The organism is Mesorhizobium prunaredense (genome assembly GCF_900156895.1).
Classification (GTDB): domain Bacteria; phylum Pseudomonadota; class Alphaproteobacteria; order Rhizobiales; family Rhizobiaceae; genus Mesorhizobium; species Mesorhizobium prunaredense.
This window is the reverse complement of sequence record NZ_FTPD01000045.1, coordinates 699,761-720,659: the sequence shown is the minus strand read 5'-3', so window position 1 is coordinate 720,659 and position 20,899 is coordinate 699,761. Positions and strand designations below refer to the sequence as shown.

General features: G+C 66.9%; 17 protein-coding genes. All 17 read right to left on the bottom strand.

Annotation, left to right across the window (positions count from 1 at the left end):
- Position 1 precedes the first annotated feature (1 nt).
- Genes BQ8794_RS27215 through BQ8794_RS35155 form a run of 17 tightly spaced genes read right to left on the bottom strand, consistent with a single transcriptional unit; the run spans position 2 to position 19,996 of the window.
- Positions 2-1,918 (bottom strand): hypothetical protein, encoded by a 1,917-nt coding sequence (locus BQ8794_RS27215; RefSeq protein ID WP_077381625.1) that lies wholly within the window; start codon positions 1,916-1,918, stop codon positions 2-4.
- A complete protein-coding gene (locus BQ8794_RS35960) occupies positions 1,915-4,506 on the bottom strand; it encodes a YncE family protein (RefSeq protein ID WP_174654531.1) in 2,592 nt (863 codons plus the stop codon). The genes BQ8794_RS27215 and BQ8794_RS35960 overlap by 4 nt, the downstream gene beginning before the upstream one ends.
- A gap of 12 nt (positions 4,507-4,518) precedes the next feature.
- Entirely contained in the window at positions 4,519-6,720 is a 2,202-nt protein-coding gene (locus BQ8794_RS27205) for a phage tail protein (RefSeq protein ID WP_077381623.1), read from the bottom strand.
- On the bottom strand, positions 6,720-8,732 hold the full coding sequence (locus BQ8794_RS27200; RefSeq protein ID WP_210189867.1) for a putative baseplate assembly protein: 2,013 nt from the start codon (positions 8,730-8,732) through the stop codon (positions 6,720-6,722). The genes BQ8794_RS27205 and BQ8794_RS27200 overlap by 1 nt, the downstream gene beginning before the upstream one ends.
- On the bottom strand, positions 8,729-9,145 hold the full coding sequence (locus BQ8794_RS27195) for a GPW/gp25 family protein (RefSeq protein ID WP_210189866.1): 417 nt from the start codon (positions 9,143-9,145) through the stop codon (positions 8,729-8,731). Before BQ8794_RS27195 ends, BQ8794_RS27200 begins: the two co-directional genes overlap by 4 nt.
- The gene (locus BQ8794_RS27190; RefSeq protein ID WP_077381622.1) at positions 9,142-9,903 is read right to left on the bottom strand and encodes a hypothetical protein; all 762 of its coding nucleotides are present in this window, start codon (positions 9,901-9,903) and stop codon (positions 9,142-9,144) included. The genes BQ8794_RS27195 and BQ8794_RS27190 overlap by 4 nt, the downstream gene beginning before the upstream one ends.
- A gap of 11 nt (positions 9,904-9,914) precedes the next feature.
- Positions 9,915-10,430: a phage baseplate assembly protein V gene (locus BQ8794_RS27185; protein WP_077381621.1), complete on the bottom strand. Its 516-nt coding sequence runs from the start codon at positions 10,428-10,430 to the stop codon at positions 9,915-9,917.
- Between the two features lie 4 nt (positions 10,431-10,434).
- Positions 10,435-11,619 carry a phage late control D family protein gene (locus BQ8794_RS27180; protein WP_077381620.1) on the bottom strand — a complete coding sequence of 395 codons (1,185 nt, stop codon included), beginning with the start codon at positions 11,617-11,619 and terminating at the stop codon, positions 10,435-10,437.
- A gap of 11 nt (positions 11,620-11,630) precedes the next feature.
- Positions 11,631-12,332, bottom strand: a complete 702-nt coding sequence (locus BQ8794_RS27175) for a CIS tube protein (RefSeq protein WP_077381619.1) — start codon at positions 12,330-12,332, stop codon at positions 11,631-11,633.
- 1 nt (position 12,333) lies between these two features.
- Positions 12,334-12,516, bottom strand: coding sequence for a hypothetical protein (locus BQ8794_RS27170; RefSeq protein ID WP_077381618.1), 183 nt, complete (start codon positions 12,514-12,516; stop codon positions 12,334-12,336).
- Between the two features lie 11 nt (positions 12,517-12,527).
- Positions 12,528-13,052 carry a phage tail protein gene (locus BQ8794_RS27165; protein WP_077381617.1) on the bottom strand — a complete coding sequence of 175 codons (525 nt, stop codon included), beginning with the start codon at positions 13,050-13,052 and terminating at the stop codon, positions 12,528-12,530.
- A complete protein-coding gene (locus tag BQ8794_RS27160; protein WP_077381616.1) occupies positions 13,049-15,403 on the bottom strand; it encodes a phage tail sheath family protein in 2,355 nt (784 codons plus the stop codon). The genes BQ8794_RS27165 and BQ8794_RS27160 overlap by 4 nt, the downstream gene beginning before the upstream one ends.
- A gap of 6 nt (positions 15,404-15,409) precedes the next feature.
- Positions 15,410-15,856 (bottom strand): phage tail protein, encoded by a 447-nt coding sequence (locus BQ8794_RS27155; RefSeq protein WP_077381615.1) that lies wholly within the window; start codon positions 15,854-15,856, stop codon positions 15,410-15,412.
- An 18-nt stretch (positions 15,857-15,874) separates the two neighbouring features.
- On the bottom strand, positions 15,875-17,935 hold the full coding sequence (locus BQ8794_RS27150; protein ID WP_077381614.1) for a phage tail sheath subtilisin-like domain-containing protein: 2,061 nt from the start codon (positions 17,933-17,935) through the stop codon (positions 15,875-15,877).
- A gap of 33 nt (positions 17,936-17,968) precedes the next feature.
- Complete coding sequence (locus BQ8794_RS27145) at positions 17,969-19,057, bottom strand: hypothetical protein (protein ID WP_077381613.1); 1,089 nt, start codon at positions 19,055-19,057, stop codon at positions 17,969-17,971.
- Between the two features lie 8 nt (positions 19,058-19,065).
- Positions 19,066-19,656 (bottom strand): Pvc16 family protein, encoded by a 591-nt coding sequence (locus BQ8794_RS27140; protein WP_077381612.1) that lies wholly within the window; start codon positions 19,654-19,656, stop codon positions 19,066-19,068.
- A gap of 4 nt (positions 19,657-19,660) precedes the next feature.
- Positions 19,661-19,996: a hypothetical protein gene (locus tag BQ8794_RS35155; RefSeq protein ID WP_143744693.1), complete on the bottom strand. Its 336-nt coding sequence runs from the start codon at positions 19,994-19,996 to the stop codon at positions 19,661-19,663.
- Between the last annotated feature and the right edge of the window lie 903 nt (positions 19,997-20,899).

Genomic DNA, 20,899 nt, shown 5'->3' with positions numbered 1-20,899 from the left:
CTCACTTCTGCCGTTTCAGCGCGCGGACCTCGTTGCGCAGTTGCTTCAGTTCAGAGCGCAGACTGTCCAGCTCGGCGTTGGCTGGCGCGGCCGTTGCCGGCGTCACAGCCACCACCCGGTCGCCGCGCTTGTGTACGACGACGCTGTCGCCCGGCTGCACCAGCGGATGCCTCAGCATGGCGCCGACCAGCCTGTCGGCGTCCGCTTCGTCGACCTCGCGTTCCTCCACGCTGATGTTGGCCGCCTTGAAGCGGTCGCGCGCGCCCTTGACAGAGCCGCCTGCCTCGCCGGCGGCGACCAGCCCGTGATAAAGGCTGCCCAAAAGCCGGCCGGCGAAGGACGTCGGATCGACCGTCTTCGCGATCCGCTCGATGTAGAGTTTCGGCAGCGCGAAATTGTTGCCGACGATGGCCTGGCGCAGCCGGCCGGTCGGGTCGATGGCGTCGAGGGCCGGCATCAGGTCGTTGACCAGCGGCGAGTTGCGCCGCAAAAGCTCCGGCCGGCAGCACAGCCAGGCCAGCACCTTGCCGATCAGCGGCAGCACCGGCACCAGCGACATCCAGTAGAAGGTCGACGGGAAGGCGCCGGCGTAGCGGCGGCAGGAATGGTTGCAGATGCGCAGGATCTTGTCGCCCTTGACCGTCACGCAGGCGATCTCGACCCTGTCGTCGCAGGGGTCGTCGTCGCATTGCGGGATGAAGGCGTGGCAGATGCAGTCGATCATCAGCTGCAGCCATACGGCCAGGAGATCGCGTAGCGCCTCGCGTCCCTGCTCCGTGTATTGTTTCGGGTTCCGCTCATCCTCGACCGTTGGCGCCGGCAGGATGATCGTGCCCGCCGCCACCCGCATCTGGCAGCGCACCGGATTGTCGTCGTCGGCGAGAAGGTCCATGACGATCTTGCGGAAGCGCACCACCGCGACATGAATTTCCGACGCCGGCACGCCCGGTGTCGCGCCGGCGAACAACGCGATCAGGATCGCCGTCTGGCGCTGGTCGAGCGCGGTCAGCGGCTGGATCTTGGCCGATAGGCAGGCGACGATGCGGCCGAGCAGGCTGTCCTCCGGGATCAGCGCCTTCAGCACCGAGGCGGCGTAGTCGACCTGGCGGTCATCGCCCGGCCGGCGCTCGAACAGCGTCGGCTGGCAGCCATGCGGCGATTCGACGATGCCGACATCGAAGCATTCGAGCAGCCGGCGCGGCGCGCAGCTGTTGTTGGCGGTCAGCGCGCTGGCGGAGCTGCGCCATTGCAATGTCTTCGCGACCGCGCCCTGCGATTTCGAGCCGCCGCAGCCACAACCGCAATCGCCGTTGCTTTTCGATTTGCCGCCGCAGCCGCAACCGCCGGCACTCTTGGACTTGCCGCCGCAGCCGCAACTTCCGCCGCCGGCGGATTTGCCGCCGCCGCAACCGCAGCCGCAGGACTGCGCCGGGCCGGGCATGGACGTGGCCAGCGCCCGCACATAGGAGGCTTCGACCTCCTTGTACTTAAGCGAGATGCACCAATGCGTCTCGATGTCCTTGCAGCCGGGGTCGGGCGGCGGCGCCCACGGGTCGCAATCTCCGGTCTTCGATTTCCGGGAATCGCGGCATTCGCGGATCGCCTTGACGACATCGAAGCGGGTGTCCTCGGCGACGACAATGTCCTCGCCGCAAGGGTCGATGGCGTAGCCCGAGCGGATGGTGACCGATCCCTCGCAATCGTCGCAGACAACTTCCAGCCCGCACACCACGCCCCAGCCGTGCAGATAGCGGTTGTGCAGCCGGTTCTTGCCCTTGATGTAGGTTTCGAGGCTGGACAGATCGGCGGCGCTGAGCACCTGGCCCGAAGCGAACAGCGGCTGCTCGAACGGCCTCAGCCCGCGGCAGGTCGGACAGCAGCAGCCGCTTCCATGATGGGTGGAGACATCCTGTTTCATTGATCTTCCTCCGGCGGCCTGCCGTCTCGATTGATGGTGAACCAGCTCAGGAACCGTCCGCCCTCGACGCGGTCGCCGGTCGGGCAGCGGCGGCGCTCGGGATCGGGGTCGGTGAGGCCGAAGCCGAAATGATTGGCGTCGAGCGCGGGATGCACCTTGCGTTTCTCGCCGGGATTGCCGGGATCGGCGACCTCGATCATCTTCTCGCCGAGGATGAAGTTGCCCTCGAGCACGACGCGATAGCGTCCTTGTGGCAGTGGAATCGGCCCGCCGATGAATTCGCCGTCGGCATCGCAGGCCCGGAAACGCACCCCGGTCACGATGTTTCCGGGCACGAGCGGGATATCCTCCTCCGGAACGTCGAACTCCTCGCCGCATCTGGCCTCAATCTTGAGCCCGCTGGCGCGGCCGACGACCTGGCAGTAGCAGCGCGTGAAAATGCGCCTGCGCCCGACCTCGTGCCCTTCCGGCATATGCTGGAAAAGCAGCTGCACGGTCTGCAGGTTCAGCGTCTCGGCAAGGATCGGCCGTTCCGGATCGAAGGCGATGACGATGCCCTGCCTGTCGAGGATGTTGCCGTCTTCGGCGATATAGCCGCCATGCGGCCAGTTGATGCCGACGATGCGCGGATAGTCGTCGCGCAGACCCTCGCCATCTTTGCCGTCACGACCATCCTGACCGTCACGCCCGGGAAGCCCGTCGGCGCCATCCCGGCCGGGGGCGCCGTCGGCACCGTCTTGGCCGTCTTCGCCTGGGTCGCCCTTGTCGCCTTTCGGCCCTTGCGGTCCTTCCGTGCCGCCACCGCCCCCGCATTCGCAGTCGAGCAGGCAGCGTATCGCCTCCGTCAGAACCGACGTCGACGGCAACAGCCGCCGGCCTGTGACATTGTCGATCCTCGCCGTGGTCAGCGGATCGTTGAAGCGGTAGTCGACGATCGTCGCCAGGACGATCTCGTCGCCATCCTCGCAAGCCGGGCAACCTTCGAGTGACTTGAGCAAGATGTCGCCGCAACTGTCGCCGCAGATCTCAAAGATGGCGACGCCGCCCGGAATGCGCGGATCGGCTGCCGCCGGGCTGCCGTCGAAGGCCAGGTAGAGATGCCGGCCGGAGGCGTCCGCGACCACCTGCTGCGGCGACAGGCCGGCCGGTTCGGCGGCGCTGATCCAGGGCGACTGGTTAGCGGCGCGCCGGTCGACGGAGATGATCTGCGCGGCACCCTTTCCATCCGCGGCCTCCGACAGGAGATAGAGCCATTTGCCGCCCAACGAAAAGGCGAGCGCCACCGGTTTTGCGACAAGGCCGGCCATTGCCGCGCCGACCGGCACGACGCGGTCGGCGGCCGCAGCCGCCTCGGGCAGCGCCTTGAACAGATGGACCGTGGATGCCGCGCGGTCGGCAACGGCGAGCAGGTCGCTGTTGTCGCGCTGCGACACGGCGATCGCCGAGAGCCGAGCGGTGCCGCCGGTACCGACATCGAGCGCCACGGTGGTCATGTCGGCGAGCTTGACCGCGATGATCTTGGCGGCATCGCCGGCAGCGACGTAGACGAAATTGCCGAGGGGGCCGATGGCGAGTGCCACCGGCTTGTCGGCGACGGCTATGGATGCCGGCGCGCTCGGCGCCGCCGTGACGATATCGGCCTTCCACACCAAAACTTCGTCGTTTTCCGGGTTCGCCGCCAGGAGCCGGCCGTCGGCCAGGGCCAGCAGCCGCACTTCGCCAGCAGCCGCGTCGGTGATCTTGATATCGGGCGGTGGCACGGCGGCAAGGTTGGCCGTATCGAGCACACGCAGCACCGCGTCGCCGCCGGCATCGGGATGAAGCACGCAGAAGAGATGGGCGCCGTCGGCGGAGACGGCGACGTCGACACCGGCGTGGTCGACAAACGACACCGACGCCTGGATGCTCTTGTTTTCGGTGTCGAGCGCGACCAGCATCGCCGGGCTCTCACCGGTCAGCACATAGAGCCGTTTCGAGCCCTCATGCAGCGCCAGCCGCTTGGCATGGTCGATGTTGTTGGTGCATTCCCAGTCGAGCTGCCTGACCTCGACGGGAAGGTCCTGCGGCGGCCGGTCGAGCAGCGCGGCGAAGGAGAAGCCTTCGAGGATCTTGCTCGGCAGGCAGGCCGCCTCGCCGCTGCCGCAGCCCTCGAACACCGCCGGCACAGGGTCGGTCGGACATTCGGCGTAGCGGATGGCCAGTTCAAGCCGGTGTGGCTTGTCGTCGGGCGGCACGTTCTTGCCGTTCTTGTGCGTCCAGGCCTCCAGGAAGGCGGCACGGAAATCGAACATGGCATTGTGGCGGACCAGGATCTCGCGGCCGCAGCAGTCGATGGCGGCACCGGCGGTGACGATGACGTATTGCGGGCGGCAATCGGGGTTTGGATGCTCCAGCACCTTCAGCCCGCAGACCGTGCCCCAGCCATGCAGAAGCTGGTTGTGGCGGCGATCCTTGCCCATGAAATAGGCCTGCTCGTCGACGAAATCCTGCGCCGACATGATCTTGCCGTCGAACAGTGTGTTGCGCGCCATTTGCGGGATTTCGCATTCGGGGCAGCCGTCTCGATCGGTGACGCATACGTGTTTCATGAGCCTACCCTCTCACTCCAGTATCGTGTCGCGGCCGATGCGCAGGCCGGGGTTCAGCGCGAACGGACGCCGCGGTCCGTCAAGCAGGATTTCCCCGCCCGGCGTCGCCTCGTCGATGCGGACCGGCTTGGTGTCGCGGCCGAGTACGGTGTTGACGCCGAGCACCAGATCGCAGCCGATGACGAAGCGCGGCCGCATCAGCCGCACGTCGATCTCGACATGGGCGGGCTTGGCCATCTCGACGATGGCTTCGAGCGCCGCCAGATCGGCATCGGCGAAGCCGCTGCCGGCCGGCACGTAGAGCGTGGCGCGGTGGGCGAAGGCATCGAACGGATCGGTCAGCGGATCGCCACCGTCGATGAGCGCGAAGGTGCCGATCTCGGAATAGGCGTCGAGCTGCAGGCGGCGCACGATTTCCGGCCCCCACAGCGCCGCCGTGTCGCCGAGCGCCCCCTCGTCCAGGGAGAGCCAGCGGCGCAGCCGGAAATGCTCGATCACCTGCGGTTCGGTGCCGGTGTAGAGCGCGACATGGAGCTTCAGGCCCTTGACCGTGCCGCGTAGCCTGAACAGCGCCGGCGCCTCGGCGACCAGCCTGCGTCGGCGGTCCACCGACCAGTTGCGGTCGAGCGCGAGGCCGATCCAGCCACCCAACCAGTCGAGGAAGTCGGCGCCAGCCTCGCCCCTTTCCGCCGCCGGCGTGGCGAGCGGGTCGAAATAGGCCGGCAGCGTCTCCAGCGGCTCCAGCGCCCCGGCGCGGGCGCGGTCGAATATCTCGATGAAGCGGGCGAAGAAATCGGCGCTTTCCGCCCCTTCCGAAAACACCGCCGGCAGGTACCGGGCGGAGGTCTCGCGCGGCCAGCGCACGCTGGCCGCGTTCACCGCCGGTGTCGCCGCGCCGTCGCCCTCGAAGACGAGGCGCAGCCACAGGAAGCGGCCGGGCCGGCTGCGCACCGCGCATTCGAAGCGTCCCGCCATGTGGCCCGAGACCGGCGAAAGCGTCCATTGGTCCTGCGTCAGGGCATCGACCTCGGCCGGCGTCAGGTCGAAATGGCTGGTGGCGGTAGCGATCGACAGCCGGGTGCCGAATGGCGTCGCCGCGTCGATCTCGACCGTGTCCCAGACACAGCCGGACAGGCCGGAATCCAGCGTCTGGCTGTTGAAGAGGCCGGCCGTCTCGTAACGCGTGCCGTCGGCGCGCATTAGGCAGGGGCTGCGCGGATCGCCGAAGATGGCATTGCCGGACGCATCGAAAGCGAGCAGCGGACATCCCGCCGGCACCAGCCGCACGCGTTCGGGCGGCAGGCATTGGCCGGCGCAGGAGCGGCGCACGCGGCAGACATCGCCGGACACACGATCGGAAATCCAGATCGTGCCGTCTTCGTCCACCGCCAGCACCGGCTTGACGAAGCGGCCGGCGATGGCGTCAGCTGTATCAACGCGCTCGACGATATGGCCGTCCCGGTCGATGATCGCGACCGCCGCCTTGCCGTCCTCGACGACGTAGAGCCAGCCGTCGCGGTCCGCCGTCATCACCGTCGGGGCGGCCAGCGCCGGCTGCGCCTCGAATGCACCGTCGAAGGAGCGGAGATAGCGCAGGCGCGCCCCGAACAAATGGATCAGCCCGTGCCGGCTGTCGGTGACGGCGACGCGACCGTCAGGCAGCATGGCCATGCCGGCCGGCATCCAGGCATCCGCCGGGAACGACTGGGCGCCGGTTGGCACGCCGGTCGGCGGGTCGAGCTCGGGCTTGGGCCGGATGGCGACAGGCCGGCCGTCGCGCCAGGCGAACGCGCCCAGATGGCCACGCAGCCGCCAGTCGGCCGACGACCACGCCTCGATGCGGCGGTTGCCGGCGTCGAGCACCAGCAGATCGCCGCGGCAATCGACCAGCAGGCCGACCGGATCGCGGCCGCCAACGGCGCCGCCGGCGCCCGGCAGGCAGGCGACGGGGACGAAGGTTTCCGAGCAGGCGTCGTAGACGAGGATCGTGCCACTGCGCCGGTCGAGCAGATAGATTTCGCCGGCGCGGCCGATCGCGACGGTGACCGGCAGGGACAGGCCGCCGAAACTGCCAGACGGCGAGCCGAGCGGCGCGGCGCTGACCGGCAGGGTCGAGAGCCTCAGCGCGCCGCTCGCCTGCGACACGTGGTCGAGAACGGCGGCGCGCCAGCCGGCGCGGGCATCCATGCGGAAGGCGGGAGCCGGCGTGCCCATCAGCGGCCTCCGTCCTGCGCGGCGAGGATGGTGAGGTCATGGCCCTCGGCATAGACCAGTTCGCCCGGACACAGCGGTATGTCGCGGCAGAAGGGCGCGGCGTCACCGTCGACGCTCATGGTGAGCTGGCCGTCGGCGATGCGCAGCACGCCGGGCGTGTCCAGGATCAGCCGATAGACATCGGAGAAGAAGACCGTGCCGCCGAACGGCCAGCCGAGCCCGTCAGGCCCGCCGGTGAGCGGGTGCAGGAAGCTGTTCAGCCGATCTTCAAGATTGCGCCTGAGCTCGGTGAAATCGGCGTTGCGGGCGGCCAGGACATCGGCGCCGACGCGGATCAACCGATAGACCGGCGCGCGCACATGCACCTCCGTCGTCATCAGCCGGTACTTGTCCAGATGCGCGCAGACGGTGGCGAGCGTGGTCGCGTTCGGCATCGGATTGGGCACGTCGCCATCCGGCACGACGATGACGGTGACGGCACCGGGAATCTTGGCGCCGGGAAAACGCGGATGCGTCAGCGGCAGCGCCTTGGCGCGCATGACGCCGGCTTCTAGCGCCCGTACCTCGAAATCCTCGCAGGTCACGGCGCGGCAATTGCTCTTGATCTCGGCGGCGGCACGCAGCTTGGTGGCGGCGACGCTTTCCTCCTCGCTACCGCCTTCGGCCGGGAACGGGTTGGTGGCGCTCTCGATGCCGGGCAGGAAGGTCTGGATCTCGGTGACGGTCTCGGCCGGCAGCATGCCGCGCCGGCCGCCGCCGGTCAGGTAATGGCGCGCGATGATGTTGCCGCCGCCTGCGGGCGGCGCAAAGGCGAGCGGGATGCGTGCGTGGACGCCGTTGCCGAACAGGATGGCGCCGAGATTGCGGTTCAGCACATAATGCGGGTCATCGGGGCCGGAGCCGTAAAAGTCGTCGACCTCCTGCCAGGTGGCGAACCCCTGGCCCTCGTCGATCTCGAGCCGCAGGCTCTTGATGAGAACACGGCGGCCATAGGCGCCGTCGACCCATTCCTCTTCGACGGCCGGCAGGACCGGGCGGTCCTGCAGCGCAAAGGTCTGGTCCGGGCGGCCGTCGCTGGCGCCGACGATCTCGTCGCGGCTGGTCGCCGCCTGCATCGCCGGCACGGTGTTGATGAGGATGGCGTCGAGCCGCGGCGACCGCTCGTAGTTCGGCACCTCCAGCCGGCAGCGCAGCCAGTAGAGCGGCGTCACCACGTCGCCGAGCTTGGCGAGGCGCGCCGAGGCGCCTGGTCCGCGCAGCGTGATGTGGCCGTCGCGCAGGAAGCTCTGCGTCTCGTCGCGGATCAGTGTCAGCGGCTGCCAGCGCACCAGATCCCAATATTCCCAGTGGAGCTTTGCTGGTGGCTGGATGGCGGCCAGGCCTTCCGTCGGACCTTCGCAACGCAGCGGCGCCGGCGGCTGGCGGTCGTCGGCCATGCGCACCGTCAGATCGATGGTTCCGGCAGTCAGGTTCGCCTGCGAGGCAAAGCCCAGCATCAGCGCCGCACCGTCGCGCGCATTGGCGCCGAACGGATAGAACCACTGGCCACCGGTCGCCGCCTTGGTGGTCTCGACCGAATGACCGAAGCCGTCATAGGCCTGCACTGCGGCCAGCGTGGCGCCGAGCACGGTGAGCGGGCGGATCGTCTCGAAGACGATCGGGCCCACCGCGTCGGCGGGCGCCGCCACCTGCGTGCCCTGCGGCACGAACATTTCCGGCACGTCGGTGCGGGCCGGCGCGAAGCTGATCTCGGTGCGGCTGGCGGAGGCCGGGCGCCGTTCGATGCCGACCATCTGCAGGAACTTGATGTAGGCGCGCTCCGGCACCTGGTTGAGACGCCACAGCGTCAGCTCCGTCGTCCAGGCGAACAGCTTGGCGATCGCCATGCCGGGATCGCTGTCGTTGTGGTCGGTCCATTCCGGCGCATAGCGCGGGATCAGCGTCCTGATCTCGGTCACCAGGTCGGCGAAGCGGCGGTCGTCCAGGTCGGGAGCGGCGAGCGGCATGGTCATTCACCCTGCTGTTCGCCGACATAGAAGGGATAAACGAGGTTGCCGAGGGCATGGCTGGCCTTCAGCCGGTAGTCGATCTCGATCAGAAGCGTGCTCGGGCTCTCGCCCTCGACGACGCGGATGTCGATCAGGTCGATGCGCATCTCCCATTCGAGCAGCGCCATGCGCACCTGATGCGCGATGGAAGCGCGATTGGCCGGCGTGTTGTCGGTGAAGACGTAGTCGTGGATGCCGCAACCGAAGCGCGGATTGAGCTGCATCTCACCGCGCGCCGTGGACAGGATGATCCAGATGGCGCGCTGCACATTGGCCTCGCCCGCGATCCAGTCGAAGCCGCCGCGCGCATTGACCATCGGCGGAAAGCCGAAGCCGTTGCCGAGGAAGGCTCGCGTCTGGTTGCCGGCGACGGTCACGGCAGCGTCTCCAGGATGCTTTCGATGTTGATGACGACGTCCTCCAGATCCTGGATGGTCTGGGCGAGCGCGGCGCTGTCCTCCGCATTGCCGAGGCCAGGAATCTCCAGCTTGATGCCAGCGATATCGAGGAAAGGCTGAACCAGCCCGATGACGTTGATGACCGGCTCCATCGACTGCTGCGAATGCTCAGCCGAGCGCTGCGCATTCTTCTTGGCGCAGTTCAGCGTGCGCACCAGTTCGGTATTGCCGAGCGCCTCGGCCTCGCCGATCTTGAGCTCGATGCCCTGCATGATCGCCAGGATGGTCTTCAACTGGCCGATCAGGCACTTGATCAGCTTGATGATCAGCAGCAAAAGATCCTTCAGGAAGCCGAATATCCGCCCGCCCGGCACGATCATCAGCAGGCAGTCCTTGAGCCCATCCACGGCCTTGATGAAGTCCGGCAGCGCCTCAGCCGCCTTGATCGGGTTGGGCGGCACCAGCGCCTGGATCAGCGTGGTGAGCGGCTTGATGACGCCCAGCACCTTCAGCAGGCACTCGATCGAGGCGAGGAACGGCGCGATCTGCAGCAGCAGGTTGGCGCTCAGCGAGCAGTCGTTCGGTATGCCCTTGCTCAAGTCCGCTATGGCCGTGAAGGTGCCGCCGTTGGGCAGCCGCACCTTCAGCGGCTGCGGCTTGGGCAGCGCCAGCGCGTCGCAATCCGGCAGCTCGAACAGCTGCTGCAGATTGACCGAAAGGGGGATTTCGCGCCGCATCTCGACTGTCCTCAGATCGGCGTGTTGATGGGCGAGACGTTGCGGCGCCAGCCAGGACCCAGCAGCGAGATCATCGGCGCCTCGATCTCGATCAGCGCCACGCCCTTCAGATGTATTTTGCCGTTGGACAGCGTCACGACATTGCCGTTGGCGTCCTCGATGACCAGTGCGCCGAAGCCGTTCGGCCCGCGCTCCTCATCGATCATGCGGATGGTGTGGCCGTTGAAGGATCTGATCATGCGCTCGCGCGGATGCGTCGACGGCGGCGCATCCTTGCCGTTCCAAGTGGCGCCGACGATGACCGGCTGCTCCGGGTCGCCGCCGAGATAGGCGACGATGACCTCGTCCTCCAGTTCCGGCATGAACCAGGCGCCACGGCCGCCGCCGGCCATCAGCGAGGCGACCGGCGCCCAGGTGGTGCGGCTGCGGCCGGTGAGCGCGGCGATGTCGACCTTGATGCGGCCCTGGCCGTCCGGATCCTCGACGCTCTTGACCACGCCGACCATCATCCCGTTGTTGCGGCTCATCGCGTCATCTCCGTTTGTTTGCTGGCGGCTCGACCCGGCGGGCGGTGAAGTTCGTCCGATAGCCGGAGGAATCGAGCGTGTGGGTCGAGGACAGCACCGTGTAGAGGCCGTCGAACTGGACGCCGGTGCGCGTGATGCTGACCGACTTGCCGCCGCGCAGGTCCGGCAGGCCGACCGTGGTGCCGGTCGCCTCGACCATGCGGCCAATGCTCTTCTTCAGCACCTCGTCGGCGCGCTTCTTCGCTTCTTCGACAGTGCGCGCCGGTGGGTCGGTGATGACCTCCTCGCGGTTGGCGGTCCTGGCGACGACGATGTGATCGCGGTTCGGCGCTACGTCCTTGAGGTCGTCCAGCGTGCGGCGTTCCTCGATGCGCTTCTTGGCGGTGCGGTCCCAGCCGCAGACCTTGACGGCGAAAATCTGCTGGGCGCTGGCGAAGGTCGGATGGAAGGAGACCAGGGACTTGCCCCATTCCAGCTCGTAGGTGACGTCGCGCAGCGAATTGGTCGGACCGAAATAGAGGTAGCTGTGGGGTTCCGATCCGCCGCGGTCCTCCTCGCCGGCCAGCACCTCGTAGCCGCAGCGCCTTGCCCGCTCCATCAGGAAGATGATCGGGAACTGGTTGTTCATGTAGATGTTGGGCAGCAGCGGCTCCTTGCCAGCCGCCGCCTTGTCGGTGCGGACCTCGACGCCCAGCCCCGGCCGCCCGGCCTTGTCGTCGGGCTGGCGCTCGAGCAGCTTGGCAACCTCGCTGTCGCGAATGCCTTCCTTCTTTTCCTCCGGCCAGGACCAGGTGTACTGGGTGCGGCGGAAGCGCTCGAGCACATTGAGCCCGCTGACGACGATGCGCGAGGAGCCGCTCTCGGGAAACTGCACGTCGATCGAGGTGATCAGACCGGTCATCATCAGGCGCAGATCGCCCTGATAGCCCATGTAGAGCCTGATCTTGTTGCCCGGCACGAAGATGCCGGCATTAGCCTCGTGGCCGTAGTAAAGCGGCTTCTGGGTGACCGTGTCCCAGTTGTTGACGGTCAGCGTAAAGCCGTCGATCTTCTCGATGCCGTCCTCGTAGCGGACCTCGATGACGTCGCGCACCGGCACCGGACGGCCCTTCACATGCAGCTCGAAGGCCGGCACGTAGAAGGGCTGCGTTTCCTTGTGCAGCGGGATGATCTTGGCGGCGGCGCTCATCTGTTATGGTCCTATCGGGCCGGTACTTCGAGGATCGATCCGGGAGCGAGATCGAACGGGTTCTCGATGCCGTTGTGCTCGGCGATGCGGCGCCAGTCGGCGCCGTCGCCAGCGGTCAGTTCGGCAATGCGGGTAATGGTCTGGCCGGCCTGCACGGCATGCGCCTTTGTGCGGTCGGGCGACAGCAGGCCGAGCTCGGCCAGCTGCTCGGGCAAGGTCTTGTATTCCTTGATGACCAGCGACAGCGTGGCGCGCAGCGGCAGGCCAAGCGAGGAGAACATGGTGTAGCGCTGGCGCACGCTCTCGATGACGCCCTTGAAGCCGTAGCGCGCCTGGCCACCTTGCGCGGCATTGGTGCGGTGGCCGGGAAAGGCGTCGCCACCCCAAGTGAACAATACGATGGGTGGCGCGTGCGTCTCGCTCTCGATCTTGATCAGCTTGTAGAAAGGATCGGTCTTTTCCGTCACCGACTTGGCGTCGGCGCCGGTGCCGCCGTCGGTCGAGTCGAAGAACAGCTCTACCGTCATCGTCTCGGTCTGGCCGCGCACGAACTGCAGCAGCGGCGAGTCCAGCCCCGGAATGGCGATCTCGGCGATCTGGTTCGACTTGGCGAGCGTGTATTCGGTCGGGTTGTAGAGCACGTCGAGCGCGGCGCCGACCGCGGTGCCGTCGGCACGCAGGCGCTGGATCTGTGCCTTGGCCAACCAGCTCATGTCATGCCACTCCGTCCGGGCGGTCGTAGGCGGTGCGGCGCAAGCGGGTCTCGTCGTCGCGGCGCTGGCGCTGGCGCTGCTCGTCGTCGAGGCGCGCCATCACCGTGCGCACGATCTGCGCCTGCATCTGCTCGACGTCGAACAGTGTGACCTTGGTGTTGACCTCCTCGACATGCACGTCCATCGCAACGCTCCTCAGGAAAACAGGTTGGACACCGCTGAAACCAGATTGCCGCCGCCGGCGCCGGTGGCGCGGATGCCTTCATGCGCGATCTCGATTTCCTCGACCGCGATCTGCGACTGCATGGCATTGAGCGACGGGCCGACCCAGCGCACCGGCAGGCCGCGCTTGAAGCGCCAGCTGCGCACCGCCTTGCCGCGCTCGTCCTGAAGGGTGATAACACCGTCGCGGCGCTTGCCGTGTCCCTCGATGAAGTCGTAGTGCCACTGCCACAGATGCGCGGCGGTCACGATCCCGCGCTTCAGGCGGATGTTCGACCACGAGGCGCGGCCGGTGAATTTCAGCAGCGCGCCGTTGTTGCCGCCTTCGGCATAGGTCTCCGGCTGCAAGGTCACATCGAGGCCGCTGCATTCGCTGAATCCCGCCTGGGCCGGAGCGACGCCGAAGGTCGCCTGGATGGTGGCGCCGGCGCTCGCCGTCTCGACCAGTGAGACGGTGAAGTTGAAGCCAAGAACGGGATCCGGACGGGAGCGTGTCATGCCGCGCCTCCTGCCGCCGTGTCCTCGGCGATCCCCAGCCGGTCTTCGGTGCGCGACAGGCGCAGCACGACGAATTCGGCGGGAATGACCGGCGCGACGCCGATCTCGAGGATGAACTCGCCGTGGTCGTAGGAACCTTCGGTGACGATCTGGCGGACGTAGAACGCCTCGTCGGCGGTGCGGCCGGCCAGCCGCCTTTCGTCCCATTCCGTCTCCAGGAACCCTTCGACCTGGGCGAAGACGGCATCGACGAAAATCTGGTTGTTCGGCTCGAGCACCGCCCATTGCAGGCCGCGATAGAGCGAGCGCTTCAGCCGGATGACCAGGCGCCGCACATTGAGGAAACGCCATTGTGGGTCGCTGGACAGTGCGCGCGCGCCATAGATGCGGATGCCGCGGCCAGAAAAGGTGCGGATGCAATTGATGCCGGCGGGATTGAGCCCTTCCTGTTCGGCGGCATCGATCGAACGCGGCAGCGCCGCCGCCCATTGCAGCGCGAGATTGGCGGGCGCCGCCTGCGTTCCGCGGGCGAAATCGGTCCAGGCAAAGCAGCCGGCAGCGTGGCCCGAGGGCGGCACGGCTCGCGGCTTGCCACTTGGCAAGGTGAGCGGGTCGGTCAGCTCGATCCAGGGGAAATACAGCGCCGCGTAGGAGCTGTCGAAACGCTGCCGCCATGCCGTCAAGGCGTCGAGATCGTAGGCGTCGGGACGGTCGCGCCAGCGCGGCACGTCGAGCAAAGCGACGCGGTCGCCACGCGCCTCGCAGTGGGTCACGAGACCGGACTGCATGAAGAAGATGTCGTCGGGTGAGAAGTCGGGCGTCGCTTCGACGACCGGCGGCGGCGGCAGTTCGGCGACGGGCGGCAGCGCCGGACACAGGCTGCACGGGTCGGGTTCTTCCTTGGGCAGCGGCGCGAAGGCGACTGCCGGCATCGGCTCGATCATTGCGTCTGGGACGGCCAGCGCCGCCGGCTCGTCGACCGCCTCGAAGACGCGGACACCGCGCCGTTCCTGCGCGGACGCGTCGCCGACGATCCTTTCAGGCTTCAGCATGGCGATGCCGTCGCGCCCGCCGGACAGGCTACACACGCCATTGCGCAGCAAGGGGAGCAGCGGATCGGGCAGCGCATAGGCGGGGCCGGCGATGCGGCCGATACGGATCAGCTTCGACCGTTCGTTGACCGGCGACAGGTCCGGATCGGCCAGGGTGGGCAGGTCGAGATCGGAGAAGGTCTCCGCCAGCCTGCCCTTCAGCCGTACCGACAGCGCCATGGCGTGCCGGCGCACCCGGATCGGCTTCGTCCCGTTGGCGGCGGCGGCCAGATCGAAGGCGGGCGTGGGCAGGTCCGCGTCCCAAACCAGCCTGCGTTCGCGGATATCGACCAGCTCGATGCGGCGGCGGATGATCGGCGCTCCGTCCTGCAGCACTTCGACGATCGCATCCTTGGCGAACCCGACGATGCGCCCGACCGACAGGAGCCCCGGCAAATCGGCGGCGGGACGCGGTCTGGAGCTTGTCTCGGCGCTGCGCGTATGCCGGACCGAAACCGCCAGGGCATCGCCCCATTGGCCGGGGCTGGATGCCTTGAGCGACAGGAGCGGGTTGCCATCCTCGTCATAGATCGTGCCGTCGGCCGTGCCGGCGCCGGCGGCGAAGGTCATCGCCTTGGTTGGATCGAAGGCGGCATCCAGCGGCGAACGCCAGACGAGTTCGTTGCCAGCGACCGACTGCACCAGCCGGCGGCAGCGATGGCTGGTCGACAAGGTGACCGCCAGTGTCAGGTTGAGCGCCGCGTCGAGCGGCTCGCGCCAGCGGATTTCCTTGGCGACGGAATCGACCAGCACCGGCATGGCAAAGCCGATCTTCCTGCCGGGCTGGGTGACGGCGACGAGACGTCCGGCGGCGAAGCCGCCCGTGTCGGTGACGATGGAGGAGCGTCGATCGGCCGGCTGGGCGCCGGCGGTCGTCGTGGCGACAGACTGGTCAACGATGACGAGACTGCCCTTCACGATGCCAGCAGCCGACAGCACGAAGGAGGACGATCTGTCGGCCGGTTGGGCAAGCGCCAGGTCGAGCCCGGTGCGGACCTCGTCGGCGGCGACGCGCACGACATGACAGCGACGACCGCCATTTTCGAAGAAAGCGCGCACCGCATAGGCAAGGTAAGCGTTCGGCAGGAAATTGCCGAACGTATCGAGGAAGGCAGGCCAGCCGTCCAAGGCGACAGCCTTGTCCACCGGACCCTTTTCGGCGATGCCCACGAAGCCCGCGATATCCATACGCACGCCGACGAGCACGTCCCTGGGGCGGGGCCGCTCGACATAGACGCCGGGTGCGTAGTGGATCACCATGGCGGCCTACCCTGTGACCGTCATTTCGACGCGGTCGACGGCGATCTCGATCATCTCGACGGCGATGTCGTTCGAGGTGGCGTTGAGGCCAGGCCCTTCCCACTTGGTAATGAAGCCGTTCTTGAAACTCCAGCGCAGCTTGTCGGCCTGCAATTCGTCGGTCAGCACCACCGCGCCGTCGCGCAGCTTGGCGCCGCCGTTGAGCACCTCCTTGTACCAGTCGTAGAGATGGTGGTCGGTGGTGATGCCGCGCTTCAGCTGGATGTTGGTGAACTTGCGCAGACCGAAGGTCTTGCGCACGTGCAGGTTCTTCTCGTCGCCCTCGCGGTACTCGACCGGGTCGGTCTCGAAGGTCAGGCCGCTGCATTCGCGGAACGCCGCGCCGGCCACGCCGTCGATCTCGACGCGGAAATTGTAGCCACGGAACGGATCGGGTCTCTCTCGCTCAGCCATAGGCCGCCTCCTTGATCATCACACTTCTTCGGTGAAGGATCCGCCGGCCCACTGGCCGATGCGGATGATGACGAACTCGGCAGGCTTAACCGGCGCTATGCCTATCTCCATGATAAGCCTGCCATTATCGATGTCGTCCAAGCTCATCGTCTCGTAGCCGCAGTCGATGTAGAAGGCGTGCTCCTTCTTGTCGCCGAACAGTGCGCCCTCGCGCCAAAGTCCGCTGAGGAAGGAATCGACGCTGTCCTTGAGCTTGGACCACAGGCGCTGGTCGTTCGGCTCCAGCACCGCCCATTGCGTGCCGATCTCCAGCGACCGCTCGATGAAGATGAACAGCCGGCGCACCGACAGGTATTTCCAGTCGGCGAAGGAGGTGATGCAGCGCGCGCCATAGATGCGCAGCCCCCTGCCCTCGTTGCGGAAATCGCGGAAGACGTTGATGTTGTTGGGCTGCGGATTGAGCACTTCATGCTCGCCCTTTGTGACGATCATCTCCAGGTCGAGGATGTTGCGAACCGTCTCGTTGCCCGGCGCCTTCCAGACGCCGCGCTCGTTGTCGACGCGGGCGCAGACGCCGGCCATGTGGCCGCTCGGGCCGACGGGTCGCCGATTGCCGGCGGCATCGCGCACGATGACGCGGGGGTAGTAGATCGCCGCGTATTTGCTGTCGAACTGCAGGCGCTGCGCCTGGATGTCGTTCAGCGTCGGGGGCGTGCCGCCGGCGACGAGCGGGTCGAGCAGCGCAACGCGGTATTTCAGCCGCTCGCACTGCTCGATCATGGCTTCCTGCACGGCCTGGTCGCCCCAGCCGGGCACGGCGATGATCGAGATGTCCTCGATCTCCTCCAGCGCCTTCAGGCCGGTCCGCTGGCCGGGGCCGAGATCCTGACCGATGAGATTGATGGCCGCCGGTGGCGCGTCGACACCCGGCGTGGTCACGGTCAGGTTCAGGCCATTGTCGCCGGACGGATAGAAGAACGGATTGGTGGTGGCCGGGACGGTGTCGACATGGATCAGCCGCGAGCGCGAATTCACCACGTCGGTGACGAACCTGCCCTGGACGTTCTCCAGCGTCAGGCCGCGATAGGCCTCCAGCATCCCGTCATAGGCAACGCTCAGCGAAAATTCGCACACAGTGATGATGGTCTTGGTGGCCGGGGCAAGCGGGTTGAGGCCGTTTGCCGGGATCACGGCGCCGTCCAGCACGATGATGTTGCCGCTGGCCGAAACGACCTGGCGGTAGAGCTTGGAATTGGCGCCGTTGCCGCGGTCGATCTCTATCCAGGCCTTCTCATAGAAGCCGGCGCCGGATTTCAACTGGATGCGGTTGCTGCCGAGATTGGCGTCGTATTCGGCGCGCACGCCATCGGTATGCGCGGCCTGCACGACAAGCTCGTTACCCCAGGCGCCGGCATCGACGGCGGAGAGCAGGACGCTGGCGGGACGCGGCGTGCCTTCCGCCGCCTGGAAAGCCTGGATGCGGTCGATGCGGGTGACCAACGCCGTCGACCGCGTCAGGAAGGACGCCTTGCCGGCCGGCGTGATGGTGATGTTGGCGTCGAGCGTGACTTCGCCGGTGGCGCGATTGATGCCGCTGGCTGTGACATGCAGCACATTGGACAAATAGGTGACGCCATCCTCCACCATCTGCAGCCGGATTTCCTTGCCGGCTGACAGGCCGCGCAGGCTGACCGGCTTTATGATGGGCTGGCCGACCAGGGCATCGGAACCGGGCGCCAGGCGCGTGACCATGCCGCCCCGCGTCTGCGACGCCGCGTTGACCGCGCCGGCGCCGACAGCGCGAGTGACATAGAGCCGCCGTCCGCCGTTTGCGAAGAACCCCTCGGCGGCCAGGAAAAGCTCCTCCTTGCCGAGCACGGTCGGGTCCGAGGTTAGGAACGGCCGGCCGAAGTTCTGGCGGAACTGCAGCATGTTGGTCACCAGTACCGGCCGCCCCTTCGTCGGGCCGCGGGTGGTGTACCCCACCATGCCGGTGGTGCTGGTCGACACGCCCTCGATGGAAGGCGCCTTCAGGTCCACTTCTTCCAGGAATACGCCTGGCGCGAGATATTCAGGCATGGGCTGGCTCTCCTTCAGTCGAGGCTCGGCGCGTCATGGCGTCATCCTCCAATCAAGTGGCGAAACGGGCTGCGCCCACCGCATCGGCACGGCGCGAGACAGGGCGGCGAAGCCGGCGGCGGTGATGCGCAGCAATGGGCGCTGCAGCCGGCTGAGGCCCTGGATCAGGTAGCGGCCGGAGGCATCGGCGACGATGCCACGGGCGTGGAAGGCCAGAGGGTTCGGCGCATCGGTGACGACGAGGACATCGCCGGCCACGAGATCGTCAAGGATCAGCACCGCTTCGCCGGCAAAGGCGTCGCCCACCGGAGCGGCGGATGGCCCGGCATTGGCGCCTAGCGTGAACGGTGCCGCCGCGTCGCCGCGGCGCACCCCGCGCGCCAGCGGCGCCGTCAGCGTCATCGTTCCGGAGAGCGCCAGGTTGGCGGGATCGTTCGAGACCGACTGGATCTGGGCGAAATGCGCTCGGTGCGCCGGGCCGAAACGCAGCAATTGGCCCGGCGCCAGACCCTGCCGATCGTCGAGCAGCAGGCGGACCGCGCCGGCCGGCGCTTCGTCGCGCGCGGTCTTGACCGGCACGGCGGAAGCGACGGCCGCAAGAGCCTTGCCCCGCACCGTCGCCGCGGCAGTGAGCGCCCGCGCGAGCGGCGAGGACAGGAGAACGGCGCGGCGCGGCGCTGGCAGTGCCGGACCTAAAAGGTCGATGCGCGCGCCGGGAACCGGGTCGCCGGTCGCCAGTGTCATTATTCGGCCCTGCAGGGATACCGGCACGCGGCGCATCGCGACATCGGCGGCGACGACCGGAAACACCGGCGCCGCCGGGACCGTCACCGAAACATGCCGGTCGCGGAAGCCGACGGCGGACAGATCGACTTCCAGGGTGTGCGCGACCGTATGGTCATGGAGCGCGACGTCGGGATCGCCGGCAAGGGCGTAACCCGCGTCATGGCCGGAGGCGCGTAGCAACGCGTCGTCGACCGACACGTCGAACGGCGCCGCCACCGGCGCCGGCTGATCCTCGCAGTCGTCGATGACGGCGCCGTGCACCAGTACCTGCCAGAGCATCACGCGGTCGTAGGTGACGTCGTAGACATGGCCGTTGGTGACGACGCGCGCGTCCATGGCCAGCCTCAACTCACGGCGCCGATCGCGGCGTAGCGATCGGTCTTGACCAGCACGGGCGCGCCGTCGATCACATCGCGATGCGAGACGATCGGCACGTATTGCACGACATAGGCGGCCGACAGCTCGTAAGGCTCCTGCAGCGCATGCCAGATGCGCGTCAGCTCTTCCAGAGAATGCGGCTCCAGATGCACCGACAGCGTGCGCGTGCCGCTGTCGACCAGTTGCGGGACAAGGAAATCGGCACCGAGCAGCGCGTTGTCGTGCATGGCCTGCATGGCCAGGCCGAGCAGCCGCTGCTCGGTCAGCGTATCCTTGGCGAGCGGTGTGACCAGATAGGTGAGGTTGAGCGGCAGCGGCCGCTGCACGAGCCGGTTGGGCGGAATGCGCACCGGCGGCGCATTGACGAGATCCTCGACCCGGCTGGCCCGGTAGAGCCAAAGCGAAACGACGGCCTGCTGCACGCCGGCCAGGCGCAATTCCTTCGGCGAGCGCAGGTCGATCTGCGTGCCGACGAATGGCCCGGCATCGGTGATCACCGAGCGCAGAAGGTTCTGCAGGCTCTGGCTGACGAAACCGATTCCAGACGCGTCCGCCATCGCATCAGGCCTCCATCTGCCGAGGTGTGCAGGTCTGCGCAAGCGCGGCACGCAGGCTCTCCGACGACAGTTCGCCGATCTCGATCACATGCGGCTTCAGCCAATGGATGAAGGCTTTGCCGTCGTTCGACGTCACCGCGAGAACCCGCAGCGCCGGCCGCGACAGCAGAAGACGGACGAAGCGACCCGGTCCGTTATCCTGTGCCGGATGCATGACGATCAGCATGTCGGGAGCGATTTCCGCGACCTGTCCCTCGAGCGGCGCCTGTTTGTCGGCGGGCTCGACGACATGACAGGCCGGGTGGGAGGCGAGGACACCTTCGACAGTGGTGCGGAGCATCGATGGCATTTCCTTGTCAAACAGGATGCGAACGCGTTCCACGGGCGGTGCAGCCTTTCCAAGAGCGCCGCATGCGGCCTTTCCGATACGGTGGGCAACGCTAGGCTTGGCAATGCGCGGCTGTGAATGGACCGAGCGGCTCCGATTTCGATCCAGGCCGGCCGGTCCGTGGATCTGGACCGTTCCTCCTATACCGAACGGGCCGGCCACTTGCGGACACATCAACCAAACGGTCCAGGCCATTAAGACCGTCGGGCTCGTCGCCACGCCGGAACTGTCGGTGATGCGTTGAAGACCGGCCGGGCCGGCCAGATCAGGCCAAGATTACTTACGAGGGCGAGATTTCCGGGTGTTAGTCGGACCGTCGCTCACCCATCTCCCGATATGCTCATGCCGCGTGAGTGAATGGTTCAACCGGCAGCCGACGGAGGCCCGAATTCCTGATCCCCAGATTCGGAAGTAACAAGGGGCCGACCGGTAGCGGAACGTTCCCTCAGGTGACGGTTCGTCGAACAGTTTTCGATAGCCGGACTTCCTTCTCGTGCGGAGACGCGTTGCGTTTCACCAGCAGCGTCAATGCTACGCTTGATTGAGCGCCTGGAACAAGCCTGCTGGAAAATCGGTATTCTTCCTGAGGAGACTTTCTCCGCAATAGGTCTGGCTAGCCGATCATGCGTGACACGGTAAGTTCGTAGCGTAACATATTGATTTAGCTATATTTTTGTGTCGTAGCCCGTCCAACACCTCGTTGGGATGACAGAGCAATTTGGCAAGAAGCGTGCGCCCAAATGTAACCCAATCTACGATTATGCCGCCAAAATCGAATGCCTTTGGCCAGTTCCATCACGCCATCGCCTCGACATCAGGTCGGCCGCTTCATCTTCTTCTCGCCGCTGTTGCTTG